Origin of the sequence: Mucilaginibacter gilvus, assembly GCF_004054195.1 — a bacterium.
Taxonomy (GTDB): Bacteria; Bacteroidota; Bacteroidia; order Sphingobacteriales; family Sphingobacteriaceae; genus Mucilaginibacter; species Mucilaginibacter gilvus.
On record NZ_SBIW01000011.1, the window covers coordinates 1 to 19,470 of the forward strand.

General features: G+C 42.2%; 16 protein-coding genes. 8 read left to right on the forward strand and 8 right to left on the reverse strand.

The annotated features are described in order from the left end of the window. Nucleotides 1-98: 98 nt before the first annotated feature. Genes EPL05_RS19400 through EPL05_RS19420 form a run of 5 tightly spaced genes read right to left on the reverse strand, consistent with a single transcriptional unit; the run spans nt 99 to nt 6,579 of the window. Nucleotides 99-515, reverse strand: a complete 417-nt coding sequence (locus EPL05_RS19400) for an ATP-binding cassette domain-containing protein (RefSeq protein ID WP_128535658.1) — start codon at nt 513-515, stop codon at nt 99-101. Between the two features lie 7 nt (nt 516-522). After that, on the reverse strand, nt 523-1,848 hold the full coding sequence (locus tag EPL05_RS19405; protein WP_128535659.1) for a DUF3526 domain-containing protein: 1,326 nt from the start codon (nt 1,846-1,848) through the stop codon (nt 523-525). Nucleotides 1,849-1,854: 6 nt separating this feature from the next. Beyond that, nucleotides 1,855-3,273, reverse strand: coding sequence for a DUF3526 domain-containing protein (locus EPL05_RS19410; RefSeq protein ID WP_128535660.1), 1,419 nt, complete (start codon nt 3,271-3,273; stop codon nt 1,855-1,857). A 38-nt stretch (nt 3,274-3,311) separates the two neighbouring features. Beyond that, nucleotides 3,312-4,526: a DUF4374 domain-containing protein gene (locus EPL05_RS19415; protein ID WP_128535661.1), complete on the reverse strand. Its 1,215-nt coding sequence runs from the start codon at nt 4,524-4,526 to the stop codon at nt 3,312-3,314. Nucleotides 4,527-4,539: 13 nt separating this feature from the next. Continuing rightward, nucleotides 4,540-6,579, reverse strand: a complete 2,040-nt coding sequence (locus EPL05_RS19420; protein ID WP_166727757.1) for a TonB-dependent receptor — start codon at nt 6,577-6,579, stop codon at nt 4,540-4,542. A 374-nt stretch (nt 6,580-6,953) separates the two neighbouring features. On the opposite strand from EPL05_RS19420, the gene EPL05_RS19425 reads away from it, so the two are divergent. From EPL05_RS19425 to EPL05_RS19435, 3 genes are all read left to right on the forward strand, one after another. Further along, nucleotides 6,954-7,241 (forward strand): hypothetical protein, encoded by a 288-nt coding sequence (locus EPL05_RS19425; RefSeq protein ID WP_128535663.1) that lies wholly within the window; start codon nt 6,954-6,956, stop codon nt 7,239-7,241. A 175-nt stretch (nt 7,242-7,416) separates the two neighbouring features. Next, the gene (mobC, locus tag EPL05_RS19430) at nt 7,417-7,773 is read left to right on the forward strand and encodes a plasmid mobilization relaxosome protein MobC (protein ID WP_128535664.1); all 357 of its coding nucleotides are present in this window, start codon (nt 7,417-7,419) and stop codon (nt 7,771-7,773) included. Next, nucleotides 7,748-8,854: a relaxase/mobilization nuclease domain-containing protein gene (locus EPL05_RS19435; RefSeq protein WP_128535665.1), complete on the forward strand. Its 1,107-nt coding sequence runs from the start codon at nt 7,748-7,750 to the stop codon at nt 8,852-8,854. The genes mobC and EPL05_RS19435 overlap by 26 nt, the downstream gene beginning before the upstream one ends. 200 nt (nt 8,855-9,054) lie before the next feature. On the opposite strand, the gene EPL05_RS19440 is transcribed toward EPL05_RS19435, so the two are convergent. Next, nucleotides 9,055-9,438, reverse strand: coding sequence for a helix-turn-helix domain-containing protein (locus tag EPL05_RS19440; RefSeq protein ID WP_128535666.1), 384 nt, complete (start codon nt 9,436-9,438; stop codon nt 9,055-9,057). A gap of 137 nt (nt 9,439-9,575) precedes the next feature. Between EPL05_RS19440 and EPL05_RS19445 the strand changes: the two genes are divergently transcribed. Together EPL05_RS19445 and EPL05_RS19450 are read left to right on the forward strand one after the other, a co-directional pair. Then, entirely contained in the window at nt 9,576-11,030 is a 1,455-nt protein-coding gene (locus EPL05_RS19445) for a HEPN domain-containing protein (RefSeq protein WP_128535667.1), read from the forward strand. Nucleotides 11,031-11,660: 630 nt separating this feature from the next. After that, nucleotides 11,661-13,244 (forward strand): recombinase family protein, encoded by a 1,584-nt coding sequence (locus tag EPL05_RS19450; RefSeq protein ID WP_128535668.1) that lies wholly within the window; start codon nt 11,661-11,663, stop codon nt 13,242-13,244. A 142-nt stretch (nt 13,245-13,386) separates the two neighbouring features. On the opposite strand, the gene EPL05_RS19455 is transcribed toward EPL05_RS19450, so the two are convergent. After that, complete coding sequence (locus EPL05_RS19455; protein ID WP_128535669.1) at nt 13,387-14,112, reverse strand: LytR/AlgR family response regulator transcription factor; 726 nt, start codon at nt 14,110-14,112, stop codon at nt 13,387-13,389. Further along, on the reverse strand, nt 14,112-15,146 hold the full coding sequence (locus EPL05_RS19460; protein ID WP_128535670.1) for a sensor histidine kinase: 1,035 nt from the start codon (nt 15,144-15,146) through the stop codon (nt 14,112-14,114). Before EPL05_RS19460 ends, EPL05_RS19455 begins: the two co-directional genes overlap by 1 nt. 158 nt (nt 15,147-15,304) lie before the next feature. Between EPL05_RS19460 and EPL05_RS19465 the strand changes: the two genes are divergently transcribed. The 3 genes from EPL05_RS19465 to EPL05_RS24515 all read left to right on the forward strand — a co-directional run bounded on the left by EPL05_RS19465 (nt 15,305) and on the right by EPL05_RS24515 (nt 18,990). Further along, nucleotides 15,305-16,990, forward strand: a complete 1,686-nt coding sequence (locus EPL05_RS19465) for an alpha/beta hydrolase-fold protein (protein WP_128535671.1) — start codon at nt 15,305-15,307, stop codon at nt 16,988-16,990. Between the two features lie 1,008 nt (nt 16,991-17,998). Then, complete coding sequence (locus EPL05_RS24510) at nt 17,999-18,331, forward strand: reverse transcriptase domain-containing protein (protein ID WP_262708204.1); 333 nt, start codon at nt 17,999-18,001, stop codon at nt 18,329-18,331. Beyond that, complete coding sequence (locus EPL05_RS24515) at nt 18,331-18,990, forward strand: reverse transcriptase domain-containing protein (RefSeq protein ID WP_208394792.1); 660 nt, start codon at nt 18,331-18,333, stop codon at nt 18,988-18,990. The genes EPL05_RS24510 and EPL05_RS24515 overlap by 1 nt, the downstream gene beginning before the upstream one ends. Nucleotides 18,991-19,470: the final 480 nt, after the last annotated feature.

The window sequence follows — 19,470 nt, forward strand, 5'->3', positions numbered from 1 at the left end:
AACCACTTTTAATAACTAACTTTGAAAACGCTTTTACAGCTCTCGCTGCTATCGTTCGCCAGCTAATCGCCTGGTCACTTTGCCACGGAATCAGGTGGTCAACATCCCCGGAATATCAAACTGAATCCGCTCAAGCGCTTATTATGTGCGTCTGCCTGCAAGCCGCATTGGCTTAAAAAGCCTGAAAGGGTTCCGCTGGTATACTTGAAACCTGCCAGGCGGCTAAAAAAATCAAGATTTTCAACAGCGGTAAGGTTACCATAAAGCATCACAACTTCCGGGATGTAAGCCAGATGCTTCCGTGTTTGCTGGTTGGCTGCTACCTCTGTTCCACTCACTAAAGCTTTTCCAGACGAAGGCTGGATAAAACCCAGGAATAGGTTGATGGTAGTTGTTTTGCCTGCTCCGTTTTGACCCAAAAGGCAGAACACCTCGCCCGCTTTAATCGAAAGATTTAGGTTACTGAGCGCTGTTTGCTGATTATATTGCTTAGTAAGGTTTATTGCCTGTAGCATGGGGTTGTCATTTATTTTTTAATGATTTATTGAATTGATCGAAAGAAAGGCGGTGCTGTAATTCGCTTACCTTGAGCGGCACACCGTCAAAACATTTTTGAGTGAGGTTTTCTTTAAGCCCCTGTACATACTGGCGTACCTGCTTTACGTACGTTATGTAACTCTGCAGATCAGTACCGCTTAGCGTATTGAAACGCTGCTGGCAGCGCGTTACCGGGTTGAAAAAATTACAAGCGTTTAAAAAATCCTCTCGTTGCTGCATTTGCTTAAAATATTCGTTTAACAGAGGATCTGCATGCCGGTCGTTCAAGTTGCCGTAAGCTGTATATAATTTATTGGAATAAGAGGGTCCAATGGTATCCGTATTTGCATACTGCGGGTAGTAATGATAGAATTCTTTGAGTAATGATCTTTTCACGGCAGGGTTATCACTCATTTGTACCCTACGGATGTATTTGCTGAAAGCTTCTGCGTTTACGGGATAACTTGCGTTGGCTACAGCGTTAAATATAGCCGGCAAGCCGACAGAGAGAAATATCCAGCAACTAATCAGGATGATGGCATTCAGCACCGACGACCTCTTTAATAGGCCGACCAGATAAACGATAAAAAACCATGTAAGAATATAAAGATTAGCTGTTGTGGCATAGCTAAACCATTGCTTGATAGTGATGCTATTACCAAACAGCAGGCTGACGAGCAAAATTATATTAATCATCGCCAGGGTAAGCGCGAGATAGAACAGCAACTTACAAAGGATAATTTTGTCGGCCCTTGTTACTGTGTTTAAAAGTGCGTAAGTCCCGCTTTCCTGCTCCACCGCATAAACATCGAATGTAAAGCCGATGATAAAAAGCGGGAACAGCAGCGTGATAACAAACGCCAGATCAAAATTGCCGTATAGCAGTTTAAAAGGGCTGCTAATTTCATTTTTGAAAAAGCGCATATAAAAGCTATATGGCTCCAACTCGTGGTAGTAGGGATATACATCGCGGTTTCCTATCGATAAAAAACTCAGCTGTGTAGGTTGCCACCACGATGTCCATCTTTTATTGGGCGACGTAATAATCCAGCCGGGATCTGTAAGGTGGCTATAGGCCCATTTTGCATCCGCAGTTGCGGTATCAGGATGCTGTATCCTTGATACTACTTCATCAAAAATGATATTCTCTCTTGCAATAGCTAATTGAATATTTTTCTGCTGCCCGCTGATGAACTTACGTCCGTTATAAAGCGAATAAATGGCGGTAAGTAGCAAGCATATAACGATGAAATAAAACGATCTGCTTGCGGCCAGCTTTTTACATTCAAAAATAAATACGGTTTTAAGCATAAGTGGTTATAATTTGTAAGCGATACGTTTTACCATCAATCCTGATAATACCGTGAGCAACAGCAGGCTCATTATTTCTGGCACATAGTTTTTGAGAGATTGCGCTGCATTCAATGACCGGTAAGAAAATTGTGGGATGGAATTGAATAGTTCCCGGCCAATTTTGTAAGTTGTAAAGCCATCTTCTTTCGAATGCAGGGCCATATCCCGGTTCATCGTTTGCACAAAATTCATCCGGTAACTTTCCGCGTCCAATCTAAATGCGCGGTCGTTAAAATAATCGGTGTTGCTCAAACCCATCGACAAGTTTTTGATCCCTAAAAGAGGATCAAGCAAACTTGTAAACGCAAATACCTTCTGCTGCTTTAATAGCACGCGGCTCAATTGGTCAAAGTGATCATTATAAACCTTGCTGCTATATTTTTCCCCTTCCATCATAATAATGCCCTCAATGTTTATGGGCAATTTACTGGTGCTGTCAACTTTGTATTTTTTTAGCATCTGTTTTGTTAAGGCAAGCGCGCGCTTGTCGCTGGTATTATGCCCGTCTATCCCGTTTACAATATCTTTCATCACGACTGTTTTGAACTCAGTATTGGAGGGTAGTGGATAAAGACCAGTAGCTACATTTGCTACCAGTTTAGGAACCAGAATACAGGCAAATACCCAACCGCTCAGCAATACAATAAGGCTTTGTTTTACCGAACCGGCAACTGTTGATACGTATACGCCCAGAACAGTTACGACAAAGTAATATGCAAGATAAAAGCAGAAGATAGCAGCGGTTTTTAACACATCCTGAGATACGAAATCCACCCTTTCTACCACTAAAACGATAGCCGAGAGCATATAAAATAAGGCAACAACCATTGCAACCAGCAGCCATGGTGCAAATACTTTCCCAACAGCCAATTGCCGTGATGAGATTCCGCTGCTTTTAAGCAAAGCAAGCGTGCCGCTTATCCGTTCTGATATGATTGTGTTAAATGTGAGAACGATAAGGAATAACGGAACAAACACCTGCAAAAGCAGGGCAATATTGAAACTCCCAAACCTCACCAAGCTGGATGTGCTTTGTGCAGGACTAAACAACACATCATTTTGCCGGTGGGCTTCCATGTACACATAAGTGCCGGTGTAAGCATCGGTCCCGTTATCAAAAATACTTAACGGGTTTACCTGCTTAAACGCAAAATTGCCAAAATGGGCGGCAATGTGCGGGTGTTTTCTGTCCTGGTTAAGCCATTGCCCGCGGCTTTCCCGGCCCGCATTTTCACGCATCGCAGCAACAGACCGGTAGGCCAACAAACCTGTATATAAGCAAAAAATCCATAGGCAGGCAAAGGTAAACACGAAAACATACAGCAGCTTGCTCCGTCTCCATTCTGTAAACTGATGCCTTGTTAATAACCAGATAGCGTTCATATCAAAAGATTAACGGCAAGTAACCGCCGGGGTTAGCACTAATTTAATTTTGCAAATGCGTTACATGCTCCCGATGCCAGGCCAAATTCTTTGCTCACAGCACCGTTGCTCAACTGGTAGGAGTAAATGGCATTGGATGATGCATCAGCACCTGCACAATTGAAATACAGCTTGTTGTCGTCAAATTTCACTGCAAAAGCAGCGTTGCCGAAAAATTTAGGCATTCCGGGCGCGATGCTACCTGATGTGGTTTTTGCGTTAAGGTCTATTTTATAATACTGGCAGGTAGCTACAGAGTTGTAGCTGGCATCCAGGTCAAACGGATAGGCAACCGCATCATCATAACGCACAGTAAACACTTGCCCGGCACTGAAATATAGAATACCGATGCATGGCTTACCTGTTGTACTGTTCAGATCAAAAAAGTAAGAGGTGTCAAAGTCAGTACTACCTTTCTTTATCCTCAAAATACCGCTTGGCTTATTGTTATTGGCATAACCCATCACATAAATATCACCGGCGGCATCTTTTATCATCACATTTGGCTGAAATGATGATTCGGTACCGCTGTTCCACATTTCGCTGCTGCGGTTATCTTCTATCTGCTTCGCTACCTTGCCTGTTGTTATATCTATAAGGGTTATAAACACTTTGTCTTCTAAGTTATTGCCTTTTTTATCCTGGTAATTAACGCCCATATACAGGTAATTGTCGCGATGAATCAGTCCCTGATAGTAAACCTCAGTAGAGCCGGTCTTTTGGACGCTACTCAGGTCGATGGTGCTGGTTATTGTCATTGTAGAAGGGTTAAATCTTACCAGCTTACCCACCAGTCCATAACCGGCAACTGTTGCAAAAGCATCTGTTTCGCTGATAAAATCAACTGCGCCAATGGTCTTTAAACCAGCTACGGCAAACGAGCCAACTTCCTTTGCTTTTCCATTTGCATCAAACTCAAACTTGTGCAATGTAGCAGGCGCCCCAAAGTTACACTGGTACATATTTTTACCATTATGAAAAACCAGTGCTGTACTCGGCGATTCGGCCGCATTGCTTGTACCAAGTGTTCCTGTTGGGAAACCTACATTGCCGAACATATATGTAGTTTGAGTGGGATAACTACCGCCGGTAACGCTCAATGCATAAGTTGAAGCCGCATCCGGGGTTTTGGGTTGAGTTTTTTGATCTTTTTTACAGGCCTGCATTAATAGAGCGGTTACTGTCAATAGTGTTAAAACGTAATTTTTTTTCATGAGTAATTGTGAATTATGATTTTTTATTTTCTGTTAAAAGATAATAGCGCAGCTTAAGACTAACAGACCTGCCCGGAAGCTGCGCTTTAAAATTGTCGTAAGTTTTGGCGTTGGCCAGATTATATGCCTCGATTGAGAAGGTGAGGCGTTTAAGCGGGAATGTGATGCCGGCATTTTGTAACATTTGCTTAGGTATAGTAATTTTGTCGGGCTGGTAACCGTCGTTTGCCCAGTACAGGTAATAGGAATGGGTATAATTAACATTATACCAGAATTGCGGCGACAGGCTATTAACATTTTTCCTGATGACGCGATAAGTTAAACCTGCATTTCCCAGTAAATATGGAATATTTGGGATCCGCTGGCCTTTGTACCTGTCGTTAGGAATACCGAGGCCCTCGATGTCGGACCGGCTCCTCAAATCCTGGTAAGTAGCGTTAATGTTGACGGTAAACGACCGAGTCGCCTGATAGGCAATGTTTGATTCGATGCCCTTGATACCAGCCTTGAGCAGATTATAAGATTTTGCACTTCCTTGGCTGTTGGGTACTAAAAATATCAAATGATCTACATTGCGGTAAAATCCTGTCGCCTCCGCATGTAACTTTCCCGCGTTGTAAAGGATATTTAAATTAAAATTGTTGCTTTCCTCTGCTTTCAGATCCGGGTTCGGGTTAACCAGTATCAGATCCCCAAATGCCTCTTCTGCATCTGGCAGTCGTATGGCATGCTCATAAGATGCTTTGGCTATAAAAAAGGGATTTAGCGAATACGCCAGCGCAATATTATAACCGGGTTTGCTGGTACTATTATGAGCTGTAAAGCTTCGGTCAAAATTGATATAAGACCCTGCCTGGCGTGTATAAAAATATTTAAAGGCCGTACTTAATTTCAGTCCATGGATTAAAAGATTACCGTCGTAGCCCAATCCCGCAACATCTTTCCATTGCGACGAAGGCGAATTGTACAAATCGAGTCCGTTGTTGATCCTTTGTGCTAACGTATCTTTTGCAGACCGTTTATAATGCTGTAAGGTATTACTGAAAATTAATTTATTACTACTATTAAACCAATAAGCCGCAGTTAGCTTTTGGTTAAGCGTATTGGTGTAAGTGCTTAAATAACTTGTGCGCCCTATCTCGGCACCTTTTGAACGGTAATATTCAGTTCCGTCATCATTTTTTATGGTTGATCCATTCCAAACAGTTATGCGCCTCGCCGTATCTATAAATAGTCCATCTAACCGGTTAAAGGATACTGCCGCCCCGACATTTAAGTGCTTTAATAAATCGATCTTTTGGTACTTCAATATACCGCCTGTTAAACTTTCCCGGTAAGCGGCATAAGCATATGGCTGTGTCATGGTCAAGTTATTTTGCAGTTGTTTATCAAAGCCACTACTGTTAAGGGAAAGGCTAAGCAGGTCGGCAAAAGAGGAATTTACTATCGCCGCTTCGGCTTTAACAATGTAGTTTTCGTAACGATCATGACACCTTTTTACGTGGATCAATTCTATCTTGCCGTCTGCCCGGATATTATCGGCATCAATACCATAATTGTTTTTAGAATAGCCCCCATACGCCTGGATACTGGTGTAAAAGTTTTTAGTCCACAACTTGCGACCGGATAAATTGATGCGGTGCGTATCGAATGAACTAATGGCATAAGACGCTTCGAGATAATCGGTTTTTTCCTTTCGTGAAATGATGTTTACCGCTCCCGCCAAAACGTCAGCACCAAGGTCTACAGGGATAACTCCTTTATATATTTCTATGCGTTCTATCTGCTCTACCGGCAGGTTATTGATCCCGGTTGATTCTCCAAGCGTATTAATGGGAAGACCATCAATAAAGAATTTAAGCTGTTTACCTGTACTGCCATTAATAAAAAAATCGAGTCTTGAGCCGTAGCCACCATCCTGTTTAACTTTAATGCCCGAAGTACCTCTTAAGAGCTGAACGGGTGTTAAGTTGGTATTATAAAATAGGCGTGTATTTATAACAGAAACATTGCCAGGGCCTTGAGTTAAGGCCTCATCGATTTTACTTCGCACAATAACCTCATTCAATTGTTTCGCTGTATCCGAAGCATTTTTTTTGAATTGTGCAAAGCAAAAATTTGGCAAAAAAATGATGCAAATGATAATAGTCCTTATCATAAAAGAATTTGAATAGCTAAATCAATAAGGGCGGGGGTGTACGTACAATCCCCATTAATAGGCGGGTTATCTAAACCGGTTATTAAGATATAAAAGGTGGACCTTTATTACGGAAGAGACTGGGATCTCTTAATATTAGATCCGGACTTAAGTCAAGGCTGTTGAATATGACAACCGGCGGAAAAATCGCTGTTGATATTAGATTATTATAATTCACTGCCGCAGACGACTTGTAATAGATAAAATCGCAAATAGCACATTTTGAATATATGACAACGGCAGTTTTCGCTTTGGCGGGCAAATCGGTATGCCTATGCAGCAATTCAACAAAAGGGAGTGAACTAAATAATAGCAATAAAATGAATGCTGTTAATGTCCTAACCAGTCTATTTTTTTTTGCCATTGCAACAAAGTTGCAAAAATTACTTTGCTTAAACAACAAATTATCAAGGGAGTCAGTAAATACTTGGCCTTATGCATTTTTTTCATCCAATAGTTTAAAGCAAGCCATGTTTGAAGTGCCTTCAAACGCTTGCTGGGGCACCCAGGCCCGATAAGCTTTCACTTCGTTCTGCATATAACAAGGTAACAGTTTGGATGAACATTATTTACCCGTTAGGTATTTGCCCCAATTTATTTAGAGGCACTCAAAATTTATTTTTCGGTAGTACCGAAAAGCTTGTGTAATACCTCTTTTTTCTGACCGGACATTTGCTATCTAAACATTTAGATATGGCAAGGCCGAAGGTTGTTCAAGAACAAAAACGAATTTACAGGTACGTGATCAGGCTCAACGAAAAAGAGCAGCAGAAATTTATGGCCGCCGCTGAAATTTCCGGGGTCGAGGTTTACAAGCTGTTACGCACAAAGCTACTGACAGGACGCTTTCCCGAAGCGAAGATTGCGCGTGTTGACTTAGGCGTTTATTTGGAACTGAAGAAAATCGGCGTAAATGTCAACCAAATAGCAAAGCAGGTCAACGCCGGAAAACTGCCGTTTGAGATCAGGAAGATTCTATTGCAATTGCAGGAACAGCAACACCTCATCATTAAAGTTTTACTCCATGATAGCAATTCAGAAGATCGGTAAAAGCTTTATGGGTGCCTTGAGTTATAACTTAAAGAAGATGGCACATCCTGATAAACGGTTTAGGGCAGAACTTTTGGAAACCAACTTTTCCTCATTGGATGCTATACAAGTCGAGAAGGAAGTGCATTTACTTAGAAGTTTGAAGCCCAACCTCAACAGGTATGTTTACCACACCAGCCTTAACTTTCCAAAAGACGAAAATTTGGATAATAAAACGTTGGTAAACATTGCTAACGATTATTTAAAAGCACAGGGCTTTACCAATAATCAATACATGATCTTTCGCCACCACGATGCGGATCACCCTCATATACACCTATTAGTTAACCGGATCGGCTTTGATGGTAGTGTAGTATCGGACAGTAACAATTACAAAAAAAGTGAAGCGGTTATCCGCAAACTTGAACAGCAGTACGATTTGGTAGCTGTTGAACCGAGCAGCAGCGTTTTAAAAAAAGCACCAACAAAGGATGAGATAGAAATGATCGCAAGAACCGGCAAGGCATCTGAAAGAATGGTGTTGCAGGAATTGATGAACAGTTTATTGAATCGACCGGGGTTGACCTTACAGGATATGATTAGCATAGGCGAGGATATGGGAATCAACTTTCTTTTTAACCAGGCCACTACGGGCAGGGTATCAGGCATCAGTTATTTCCACAACGGTTTCAAAGCGAAAGGCCAGGCTTTAGGTAATAGGTACAAATGGGCAGAACTTATTAGAATAATCAACTATGAACAAGTTAGAGACAGCGCAGCTATTAGCGAGGCAAACAGCCGGACAACAGCAAAATACGGAGCGCAAACCTCCGCAGGAACATACACCGCCACCAAAGAACAACCCGGATCAGGAACTGGCTTGGTTTCTCCAAACGTTGGAACAGGTCTACCAGAATACAGCCCAGCTGAAAACGAAGATGGCGGTAATGGAGAAAGGCCACTGGAAACAGATCAGGATGCTGATCTACTGGCTGGCAATACCGCTGATCATCGCGATAATCGGTTTGGCGGTAATAGTGGTATCCAAATAAGCGACAACGAGGATGATGCAAAAAGAAGAAGGAGAAAAAGAGGCAGGTAGTAGATAATGCTTTTACTTGGTATTGCCCGCGGAACAGCTTTGCGCTGTATCTTGTGCGTAGAATGCCGCTGCAATCCGTAATGCGAAAAGCAACAATTTTAAGGAAGCTTTATATGGCAATAAAAAAGGGACACCCGAACAGGTGTACCCTATATAACTATCAGAAAGGGGTGAATTATTTACCTAAAAGGTAAATAAACCTATTTTTGTTTTAGCATATCGTTCTTCTCTTTTTCAGCCTGAAGCAGCCGCTCAAGAAGAACTACCTTTTCATTGTATAACTCTACAATTTTGTCAATTGGATTAAAAGTACAATGATAATTGAATCCTGAACTTGTATCGTTAAAAGTATTAAAGTAATTGACCATAGCTTCTTCACTAAAGGTTTTTATTGCTTCTGCTGTAACGCCTAAAACACCGGCAATTTTTTCTAATGCACTATCTTCCACCTCAGCACTCTGCTCAATTTTAGATATAGCTTGCTGGCTTATACCCAGTTCGGCGGCAAGAGCTTCCTGCTTCATTCCGCGCAATTCCCGGATTTTACTGATCTTTCTGCCGATATGTATAGTAGGTTCGTTCATAGGTCTAAAGTATTATAAAATGTAAATGTAACAAACAACAGTGCCATTGTAAAATACAATTTGCTATGGTTCGGTACGGCTGCATTGTGTACTTATTTTGAACACCTGCCAATGCCGACAGGTGAAAACGAAATTTTATGCAGGCTGAAGAATTTAACCACTGGGATTTTTATCCCATCAACCTGACACCCGAGCAGGTTAATAATCCACTAAGCGTTATCACGACCTTTTTTGATCACGATAGTTTGCCGGGACATTTGGAAACGTTACAGAATTGGTGTTTCACCATATTGAAGCCGGACTTTTACCGGGATGAAAAAGGTAGCCCATCGGGATTGCTTTACTTTCATAAGTTAACAATTTCTTTGGTCGAAGCAGCATATCTTATTAAAGATATGCCCGACAAACCTAACGTTATGGTAGCGGCTATTGATCTTTCGTTTGAGCAAAGGGAATGGAGTTATTACCCGGTATCGCTAAGCAAAGAACAACAGCAGAATCCGTATTTACTATTGGATGATTTCTTTAGCCAATACACTTTGCCTCAATACCGTGCGATGCTTTACGACTGGCTGGAGCATGGCCTGTCAAGCAAACCCGCCCGTGAATTTATAGAGCCTTTAGACCTGCTGACCGTAAACGAAAACCTGGAAAAGCTATTTGGGGCTGCATGGTTTATTTTTCAGCGGTTATCAGCAAAGCCGTCATTAAAATGCGATGCTCCTATGGGCAGGGTGCCATTTTCGTTATCCGCTAATCTTTCCCAAGTTGAACGGGAGATTTATGCTGTTAAATTATATCAGCTAAACCGCAATATGCCGGATGGGCAGGCCGTGCTGATCAGCAAGCTTATATCTATCATCATTCATAAAGTTAGCTCTGTACAGGCAGTGATTCATTTGGGTGCTGCACCAAATAATAAAATATACCTGCTGGTGATTACCGATAATGAGGAACAACAATTGGCACAAAGCCTTGCAGGTATGATAGAAGACAGTTGCAGGGAAACAGCAAACGTCGTAGCATTAGTACATCATGCCTCTGCCTTGTTCACGGGATTAAAGCGTAGCAACGTGTTTTTTAATACCGCTTTAAGCTGTCCGGCTGTTTATTTGTCCGGCGAGTTACTATTGCCTGCCGCTCTGCCTTTATCTGCCGTTCAACATAATACAACATCATCGCAATGGCAGCACTGGCACTGGTTGGGATTAGACTTTTATAACGGTGCAAAATATCATTTACAACAAGGAGCCGATAACGCTGCGCTCTTTTGCCTGCATCAATGCGCGGAATGTATTTTGGTCGCCTTGGTAAGGTCAGTACTGAACTATGATATTAACAATCACAATTTATCGAGACTACTCGCCATTACCGAAATGTTTACGGCTGATCTTGTTATCGTTTTTAAGATGCATGAACCGGGGAATCTGATGCTGTTTAATGAACTGAAACATGCTTATGTGAATGTGAGGTATAAGGACGGATATGAAGCCGGGCGCAGCAATGTAAGCGCATTGTTAGATACAGTCAAACAATTGTTAACTGTGGCTGAAAGAGTTTATGAGCAACATGTGCTTACAAGTAGCTTGTAAATTATTCTTTGGAAATATGCAGCTGCGGCAAGCGGCTCATTACATCACGCGTATGCACGCTATATTCATTCGCCGCCAGCCTCGCTGCGAACGCAGGAATAACTCCTACCTCGTTACACCTGCAAACCCGAAAGCTGACTGAAAAGAATAACAGTGACAACGCCTATAACTACAGCTTTTAAATTATAAGCTAAACTAATAAAGAAAGCTGGGGTGATTCCCTATCGTTGCATTACACCGCACCCACAAAGTTAGCCCAGCCCCTAAATCGTAAAGGGCATGTAAATAGCGATTGTTGTTTGGGGTGTTGCGCCACCCTTGACAATTTAGCGGCTTAGCACTCCCGGTTGTTTAAGCGGAGCAACGACTACCTATGTTTAAGCCGTAACCAAACTTTATTATTCGGTAGTACCGAAATGCTTGTCAAGTAAGGCCGCCCGATGACGCGATTTTGCCGCTTAATCTCAGCGGCATGGTTAACAACTCGGGACGGAAGCGAAATATCACTACTCAAAGAGCAATAGAAATATTGAAGAAAAGGGGTGTGGAAATAAGTGAAAAAAAAGCGGAAGAAGTCTTGGAAATCATGTATTTTTTAGCTAAATTGATTGTAAATCAGGAGATTAAAAAATGAAAGTTGCAGATATATACATCCGTGTAAGTACCGATGAACAAGCCGACAAGGGTTATTCCCAAAGAAGCCAGGAAGAGGTTTTAAGGCGTTATTGCGAGATCAACAACATCAGTATCAGAAAAACCATTTTTGAAGACCACTCTGCCAAAACCTTTATCAGGCCGCAATGGCAGGGCTTGTTGCTTAACCTTAGAAAGCAACGGGGCAAAGTTGACCTGGTACTGTTCACCAAGTGGGACAGGTTCAGCCGTAATGCACCCGATGCTTACCAAATGATTAATACCCTTAAGATATTGGGTGTGGAACCGCAGGCGATCGAGCAGCCTTTAGATATGGAGGTTCCTGAAAATAAGATGATGCTGGCCATCTACCTGACCGCACCCGAAATTGAGAACGACCGCAGGGCATTGAATACTTTTTATGGCTTGAGACGTGCCAGGAAAGAAGGGCGTTGGGTATCACACGCACCAATGGGTTATGTGAACAGGCATGATATCACCGGCAAGAAATTCATTGCCATTGATCCGCCACAGGCTAAGATCATTCAATGGGCATTTAAAGAAGTGGCTAAGGGTATTTACTCCATTCAGCAGGTTTATGAAAAAGCTGCGGAGATGGGTTTGAGATGTAAACGCAATAACTTTTATGTCGCTATCCGCAACCCGGTTTATTGCGGAAAGATCCTGATCGTTAAATATAAGGATGAAGCAGCGCACACTGTCAATGGCTTGCATGAAGGCATTATCTCTGAAAGCCTTTTTTATGATGTACAGGACGTCTTGAGCGGCAAAAAGAAAGCAGAGAAGACCAAAGTCCTTTCGCCGGATATGTTGCCGCTAAGAGGCTTTATCAGGTGTTCTAAGTGCAGCCGTGTACTATGTGGCAGCGCATCTAAAGGCCGTAATGGTTATTACTACTATTACCATTGCTCATCTGCCTGTGGATGCAGATATAAGGCTGAGGACGTTAACAAAGCATTTGACGAGGTAATAGAGGAATTTACAATCAATGAAAATTATGCAGAGTTGTTTACGGAAGTTATCGCTGATACTTACAAAAGCCAAAACACAACGCAGTTGATCTCCCGCTCGGAACTCCTTAAAGAGATCAACGACCTGAACGGCCGTATTGCTAAAGCAAGGGAGTTACTTCTGAACGGGGACATTGACGGCGCGGATTACAAGACCATCAAGTCTGAAAATGAATATAAGATAAACGTATTGGAAGCGAAGTTGGCAGAGGCGGCAGCAGTTAATTCTAAAGCTGAAAACATAGAACCGATACTGAGGAGGGCAATTACCAAATTAACGCAGCTGGACAGAATCTATTCAAAATCAACAACTTCTGAAAAGCGGGAATTAATTGGTTCGATGTACCCCCAAAAATTCACTTTCGAGGAATTGCAACATCGAACCGCTTTTACAAGTGAATTATATTCTTGTATCTACTTGATTAACAGAAAAATAGCGAGCAAAAAAGAAGGGCAAGCGACCGATTTTTCGTGCTTGCCCATTCTGGCTCCTGAGGCTGGGCTCGAACCATCTGATAGACTTGCAAATGCTCTAATTCTTAAAAATTAGTGATTAGTTAATACCGCACTGTAGCTACTTTTGCCATAGTGCAGTTGAAAAGTAAGTCTGAACATTTAATAGCAATTTATCATATAAAAGTTTATATAAGCTGTGTAAATCACTTTCTGTTAAATCTAATATTTGTTACACGTTATTTATCTATCAATTTATAAAATCCTTCACGGTAACTATCCCCCACAGAAATCATTGTTTCGCCTATAACAATACGGCTGCGTTCGATGTAAGTGATATGCTTTAGCGCAACGATAAATGATTTATGCACCCTTATAAAATCCATACGCGGCAGTTGCTCTTCTATTCGCTTCATGGTTTGCAGGCTCATAATCCGCTCAGTAGACAATTGTATGCAGATATAATTTTGTAAGCCTTCAACATACAAGATTTCATCCAGATTTACCCGTTGGATGCGATGCTCTGCTTTCACAAACAGATAAGTCGCATTTTCCGGCTGAACGGTTAACGGGGTTAGCTCAGGTTCTACTTTACTTGCATCATATGTTGAGAACGCCTGCAAAGCCTTACCAGCAGCGCGGTAAAACCTGTCGAAGGCGATTGGTTTAAGCAGATAATCTATTACATCATGCTCATAGCCATCCAGGGCATATTCGCTGTAGGCGGTGGTTAAAATAATTTTGCTTTGTTTACCGGCTATTTTGATGAATTGTAAACCGCTTAATTCAGGCATTTGAATGTCCAGGAAAACCAGGTCGATATTTTGCTCTAGGATAATACTTAGGCCTTCGATAGGATTAGTGGTAGTAGCTAAAAGCTCCAAGAATGGGATTTTCTGAATATAATCCGCGAGGATATCTATCGCCAGCGGCTTATCGTCAACAACCAAACATTTTAAGCGCATCAGTTCTGTTTTAAAATAAGGTTTACTTTGTAAAGGTGGGCATTATTAGTTATGGTTAATTGGTGCCTTTCGGGATACATCAATTTAAGGCGCCGTTGTACGTTACTTAAACCAATACCCCCCGTATTATCTTTCTGCCCCTGACTTTTTTTATTACTTAAACTAAAAATTATCTCTGCATTATTTGAATGCAGATATATCTCTATCGGGTGCTGCGGGTCATTCCAAATGCCATGTTTAAAAGCATTCTCTACGAAGGCGATAAAGAGCAGTGATGCTATGGGCTGATCGCCCAAATACCCCTCCTGCGTAAACTTAACGTACGCCATACCTTTGGCACTTATCCGCTGCAAGGCAATCACATTTTCTAAATATTCCACTTCGCGGTTTAATGGCATAAAATCCTCGTTGCCTTCGCGAAGCATATAGCGCAGCATTACTGATAGCTTCAGCAGCGCCTCGGGTGCTTGTTCCGACTTTTGGTAGGTAAGTGAATAAATATCGTTAATGGTATTAAACAAAAAATGGGGGTTAATTTGCGAACGCAGGAAGGCTAGTTCGGTACTTAACTTTTCCTGTTGCAATTCCTGCTGGCGTTGGCCGCTCTTGTACCAGTTCTCTGCAAAAAAATACATCAGTCCATATATAAAGTAGCTGGGGAAGTAATAGAAAAATATGTTACTGATGTAATAATTTACCGTTGGAGTTTCATCATGATAATTATCAAAGTGAATTACCGGCTTGAGGAACCAAAACTCCAAAGCATATCGTGCGAAAATAACTATCCCCCATATTAAAGCAGTAAGCAGCAACGCATGTAAATATTGCCGCTTTAAAATTAGCCGAGGGGCAACCCAAAAGTAACTGCAATAAAAGCAAATAGCTGATAATATATAGTAACTAATAGAAGTGATCAGGAAGGTAATAAGCGGCAAGCCTAACATTTTACCGGAAAAATATCCCCTCAAAAAAGCCCCGGTTATGAGTACCGCCCAAAATGCTATATGTACTAATACAATCCGCTTACGCTCCATAGGCTAAATATATGCCCTTGCGGCGGTTAGGGCAATAGCGTTTGTCAGTAATATTAAGGCATTGGTCACTAAAAATAGGCTCCTTGTGTATCGATGGCTAACCCGCTGAAACTTTGTTGGCATTTATCCCTCATTTTAGCAAAACCAAATTAAATTATATGAAAAAAACATTATTGCTAATGCTATTTGCATTCCTCTTCATTTCAGCAAAGGCGCAGGATTATATTGCAATGGGCGATTCTTGCTTCAAAACGAAGAACTATCTCTGCGCCGCCCAAAACTACGACCTGTTTTTGGCTAAGGTAGAAAGCCGGTCAAATATGATTGCTTATAAATCAGCCAAAGCATGGGCAATGGCTGCCGACAAAGAACGCACTATAGCGGCCATCAAAATATATGTAAAAAATAATTACGAGAACGATTATCCCATTTTCAGTAACCGGCTGATAAAGGAAAGGGCTTTCGACTTGGTGAAAGATGATGAGCGTTACAAAAACATTTTAGCAGCTGTGATCGCTAAGGAAAATACTATTAAAGCGGAGGAAAAAAATAAGGCAGATTCGATAGTAGCCTTCCAAGCCCTTTTAGAAAAAGAAGGCTTATTGAATAAACTCGACCTGGATAAGGGTAGCGCAATTGAAACTTACAATCGTATCAAAGCCTACAATAAATACCCGCAACTAAAGCATGAGACAATATCCTTACAATTTAAAATTACAGATAGCCTACATACGGCCTTCCTGATAGTACTGCCGAAGGATTATGATGCGCATAAAAGCTATCGGCTATTGTTTTTTCTGCACGGCGCGGTAAGCAGTAATACCGGTTACCCGGATTATGCCGATGCAAGGGACACTAGTGGCTGGAACAGATATTACACCAAATACGCCACCATCAATAAAGTAATAATGGTATACCCCATGGGTAACCGAGATTATAACTGGATGTATCCGGACAATGGCTTTTATATAATTCCCGCTATGCTTAAGCAAATCAAGCAGGTAATTAACGTGGATGATAACAGGGTTTTTATCTCAGGACACTCTAACGGCGCGACAGGTTCGTTCTCTTACGCTATAAAACAGCCATCATTATTTACGGGCTTTTACGGTTTTAACACCAGGCCACGGGTGGCCACAGGCGGCACTTATATCAGGAATTTGCTCAACCGGTCGTGGTTTAATGTATCGGTCGACCAGGATTATTATTACCCACCAGCTGCACACGATTCGCTCGACAAAGTGATGAAAGGCCTCCATGCAGATTACCAGGATCATCGCTACAACGGTTTCCCGCATTGGTTCCCGCAGTTTAATGAATCGGAACCAGCCTATAAGTTATTGTTTGCCGACTTGACGATGCGTAAGCGCAATCCTTTCCGCCCCAATATTTCTTGGGAATGCGATGATGTAAAATACGGCCGCTGCGACTGGCTCAGCATAACGGCTTTAGATACAACTACAGCTGCAAAAGCTGCCTGGCAAAAGCCTATTAACTTTAGAATAAACAAATGGGTGGTGCTGGACAAAGAAGCCAAAGCCCACATAGTAGATACGATGATGAATGGCTTTGTTTACCGCAAACGCTCGGGTGCGGTAAAGGCAGCTTATAGCAACAATATATTTAACATAGAGACATCAGATGTTGGTGCAATACGAATTTACTTGTCGCCTGAGATGGTCGATTTTAAGAAACCTGTTGCTGTAACCATAAATGGCAAGCAAAGATTTAAAGGAAAAGTGATTTACAACAAGCAATTTATGACGGACGGATTTGAAGCAACTTTGGATAAAGCAGCACTTTGGGTAAACTATATTGATATTGTGGTAAAACCAAAAATTTAATAAAAAAGAAATGATCGTCTGGTGTACCACTAACAATTTAATGTACCCAATTTCTTCAATTCTTCTAAGAAATGGTTCGAAAAAAATCCAATAGGGTTCGCTAAGCTAACTTGATCCCTATTGGACTTTTTTCGAATCGCGCTGTGCAAAGGCCGTGAGGTGGGGATTTTGGCAATGAAACACCTCGAAACAACCCGTCGGGTAACCAATCCCGATCAACAAGGTCTAGTCAACCATTGGAAGCGAGTCTTGCGTAGTCAGCAGTAATGCTGGCGCGAAGCGTAGACAGCGACTGCTAAAGGTATGCGACTGAGCCTCGAAACATGTCTCAATGTCGAAGTCTTGGTTCTTTCGAACACCAGGACAACATCAAACCGGCGTTATCAGACGAGCCGGGGCGATTCGGCCGGGGTCGAAGGGTATGTCAGAGGCAGACAGGGGTTGTACGGCAACACAGAAGAGCCTACCATCTCCTTACGAAATTAGGTCAAGGATGCCCTAACCCAAACAATCCGAGCTTGCAGGGTAAATATCACCACCCTCCAAAGTGCTAAGAAAAGGCGGTATCGAAAAAAAGGTATCCGGACCGAGCGGAAGCGAAGGGAAGGAAAAGGGCGGAGGCAGTCTTAGCATTCCCATAGTACTGATAGAACGGTGGGAAATCAGCTCCATGAAAGCCACTTAGTAAGGAAGGGGGATGCCTGTTTTACGGAGCTGTATTTTAGAAACATTAAGTGTACACAGAGACATGAAACAAATGTTAACAGTAGAAATTCAGATAGCGGAAAGGGCAAGGAAATATCCGAATGAGGCCTTGACAAACCTGCATGATCTTATCGATGAGCCGCTGCTGGAACCTGCCTAGCAGGCCTTAATAAAAAGGGCGCAGCTGGGGTGGATGACCAGACATAGTACGATTACTATGAACAACGCAAGGAACGAATACCTCAGCTACTGACGGCATTCAAGAGCGGGAACTACCGGGCGCCCTACATTCGGAGGGTATTTATACCTAAAGGTGATGGCAAACTCAGGCCGCTCGGATTGCCCACGGTAGAAGATAAATTGCTGCAAAGTGCAGTGACCAAAATTCTAACGCCGGTATATGAGCAAATATTCATTCCTACATCGTATGGGTTTAGACCGGGTAAATCACAGCATCAGGCATTGGCGGCACACTTCAGCGAAGTAAGCTTTAAAGGTAAGCGCTATATAATAGACGCGGACCTGCAAAACTATTTTGGGAGCATAGACCACCAGTGTTTACGGGAATTTCTTGACCACAGGATAAAAGATGGCGTGATAAGGAAGATGATTGACAAATGGCTCAAGCGGGCATAATGGAAAATGGACAGGTCAGCTATCCGGAAGAAGGATCGCCACAAGGCGCATCGGTTTCCCCACTGATCAGTAACATCTTCCTTCATTATGTGCTCGACGATTGGTTCACAGAGCAAATACAACCGATGTTGAAAGGGGAAAGCTTTATTATCCGTTTTGCAGATGATTACCTGCTAGGTTTTATGAGCAGGGAAGATGCGCTGCGTGTAATGGAAGTACTACCTAAACGAATGGCGAAGTATGGCCTGACGCTGCACACGGGAAAGACAAGACTTATAGACTTGAGCGAGCCGGGACAGCGGGGAGAAGAAAAGCAAACGTTCGACTTTTTAGGCTTTACCCATTACCTTGGCAAGAGCCGGAAGGGAAAACGGGTTTTGATGCGCAAAACGAGCAGTAAGAAGCTGAATGCTTCGCTGAAACGGATGCACGAATGGATCAAGCTGAACAGGCATAAGCACTCAATACCGGTGCTCATCGCCAAACTGAATCAAAAATTGAGAGGCCATTATGGCTACTATGGTATCACATTCAACGCGAGAAGAATTAGCTCCTATTACCAACAGACAAAGCGGATGCTCCACAAATGGCTGAACCGTCGAGGAGGCAAGCGGATCTGGACAGGGAGTAGATCACAAAGCTCACGGACGAATGGATAACCCTTGAGAAACCAAGGATTTATCACAGTTATTGATTAGCAAAGCCGTAGTACAGAGGAACCGTGTGCGGGAAAGCCGCTCGCACGGATCTGTGGGGGAGCGGGGAGGCAACGAACCGCGCTACCCGGACCACTTGGTAGAGCAATTGAAGATTTTAAATGATTTACAAGTTGCCTAAAGGGGGTTCGGACTCCTAGGGGCTAATAGCATGTTGATTAAGAAAATTCAAGTTACGCCACCGTAAATCTTTAATCATTGGTTTTGGCAACTCGACTTATTGATACAGAAGTATTGTGACACTGATTATCATTAAAAATCTTCAACAAAAAATTGTCTTTTTAGGTCATTTTGCTGCTATCTTGTTTATAAATAGTGGAAAATTTGTCGGGCATAGAGTTAGTTTCAATGTTTGACAAATATGTGTTTTGAAAAGTGAAACTATTATACAATAACCTGACAATCCCGATAGCTGCTCGAAAT

Excerpts from the sequence above, each read along its gene's own strand:
- EPL05_RS19405 (WP_128535659.1), bottom strand. The coding sequence starts at position 1,848 with ATGCTTAAAACCGTATTTATTTTTGAATGTAAAAAGCTGGCCGCAAGC.
- EPL05_RS19410 (WP_128535660.1), bottom strand. The coding sequence starts at position 3,273 with ATGAACGCTATCTGGTTATTAACAAGGCATCAGTTTACAGAATGGAGA.
- EPL05_RS19455 (WP_128535669.1), bottom strand. The coding sequence starts at position 14,112 with ATGCGCTTAAAATGTTTGGTTGTTGACGATAAGCCGCTGGCGATAGAT.
- EPL05_RS19460 (WP_128535670.1), bottom strand. The coding sequence starts at position 15,146 with ATGGAGCGTAAGCGGATTGTATTAGTACATATAGCATTTTGGGCGGTA.
- mobC (WP_128535664.1), top strand. The coding sequence starts at position 7,417 with ATGGCAAGGCCGAAGGTTGTTCAAGAACAAAAACGAATTTACAGGTAC.
- EPL05_RS19440 (WP_128535666.1), bottom strand. The coding sequence starts at position 9,438 with ATGAACGAACCTACTATACATATCGGCAGAAAGATCAGTAAAATCCGG.
- EPL05_RS19445 (WP_128535667.1), top strand. The coding sequence starts at position 9,576 with ATGCAGGCTGAAGAATTTAACCACTGGGATTTTTATCCCATCAACCTG.
- EPL05_RS19450 (WP_128535668.1), top strand. The coding sequence starts at position 11,661 with ATGAAAGTTGCAGATATATACATCCGTGTAAGTACCGATGAACAAGCC.
- EPL05_RS19435 (WP_128535665.1), top strand. The coding sequence starts at position 7,748 with ATGATAGCAATTCAGAAGATCGGTAAAAGCTTTATGGGTGCCTTGAGT.
- EPL05_RS24515 (WP_208394792.1), top strand. The coding sequence starts at position 18,331 with ATGGAAAATGGACAGGTCAGCTATCCGGAAGAAGGATCGCCACAAGGC.
- EPL05_RS19465 (WP_128535671.1), top strand. The coding sequence starts at position 15,305 with ATGAAAAAAACATTATTGCTAATGCTATTTGCATTCCTCTTCATTTCA.
- EPL05_RS19415 (WP_128535661.1), bottom strand. The coding sequence starts at position 4,526 with ATGAAAAAAAATTACGTTTTAACACTATTGACAGTAACCGCTCTATTA.
- EPL05_RS19425 (WP_128535663.1), top strand. The coding sequence starts at position 6,954 with ATGACAACGGCAGTTTTCGCTTTGGCGGGCAAATCGGTATGCCTATGC.
- EPL05_RS19400 (WP_128535658.1), bottom strand. The coding sequence starts at position 515 with ATGCTACAGGCAATAAACCTTACTAAGCAATATAATCAGCAAACAGCG.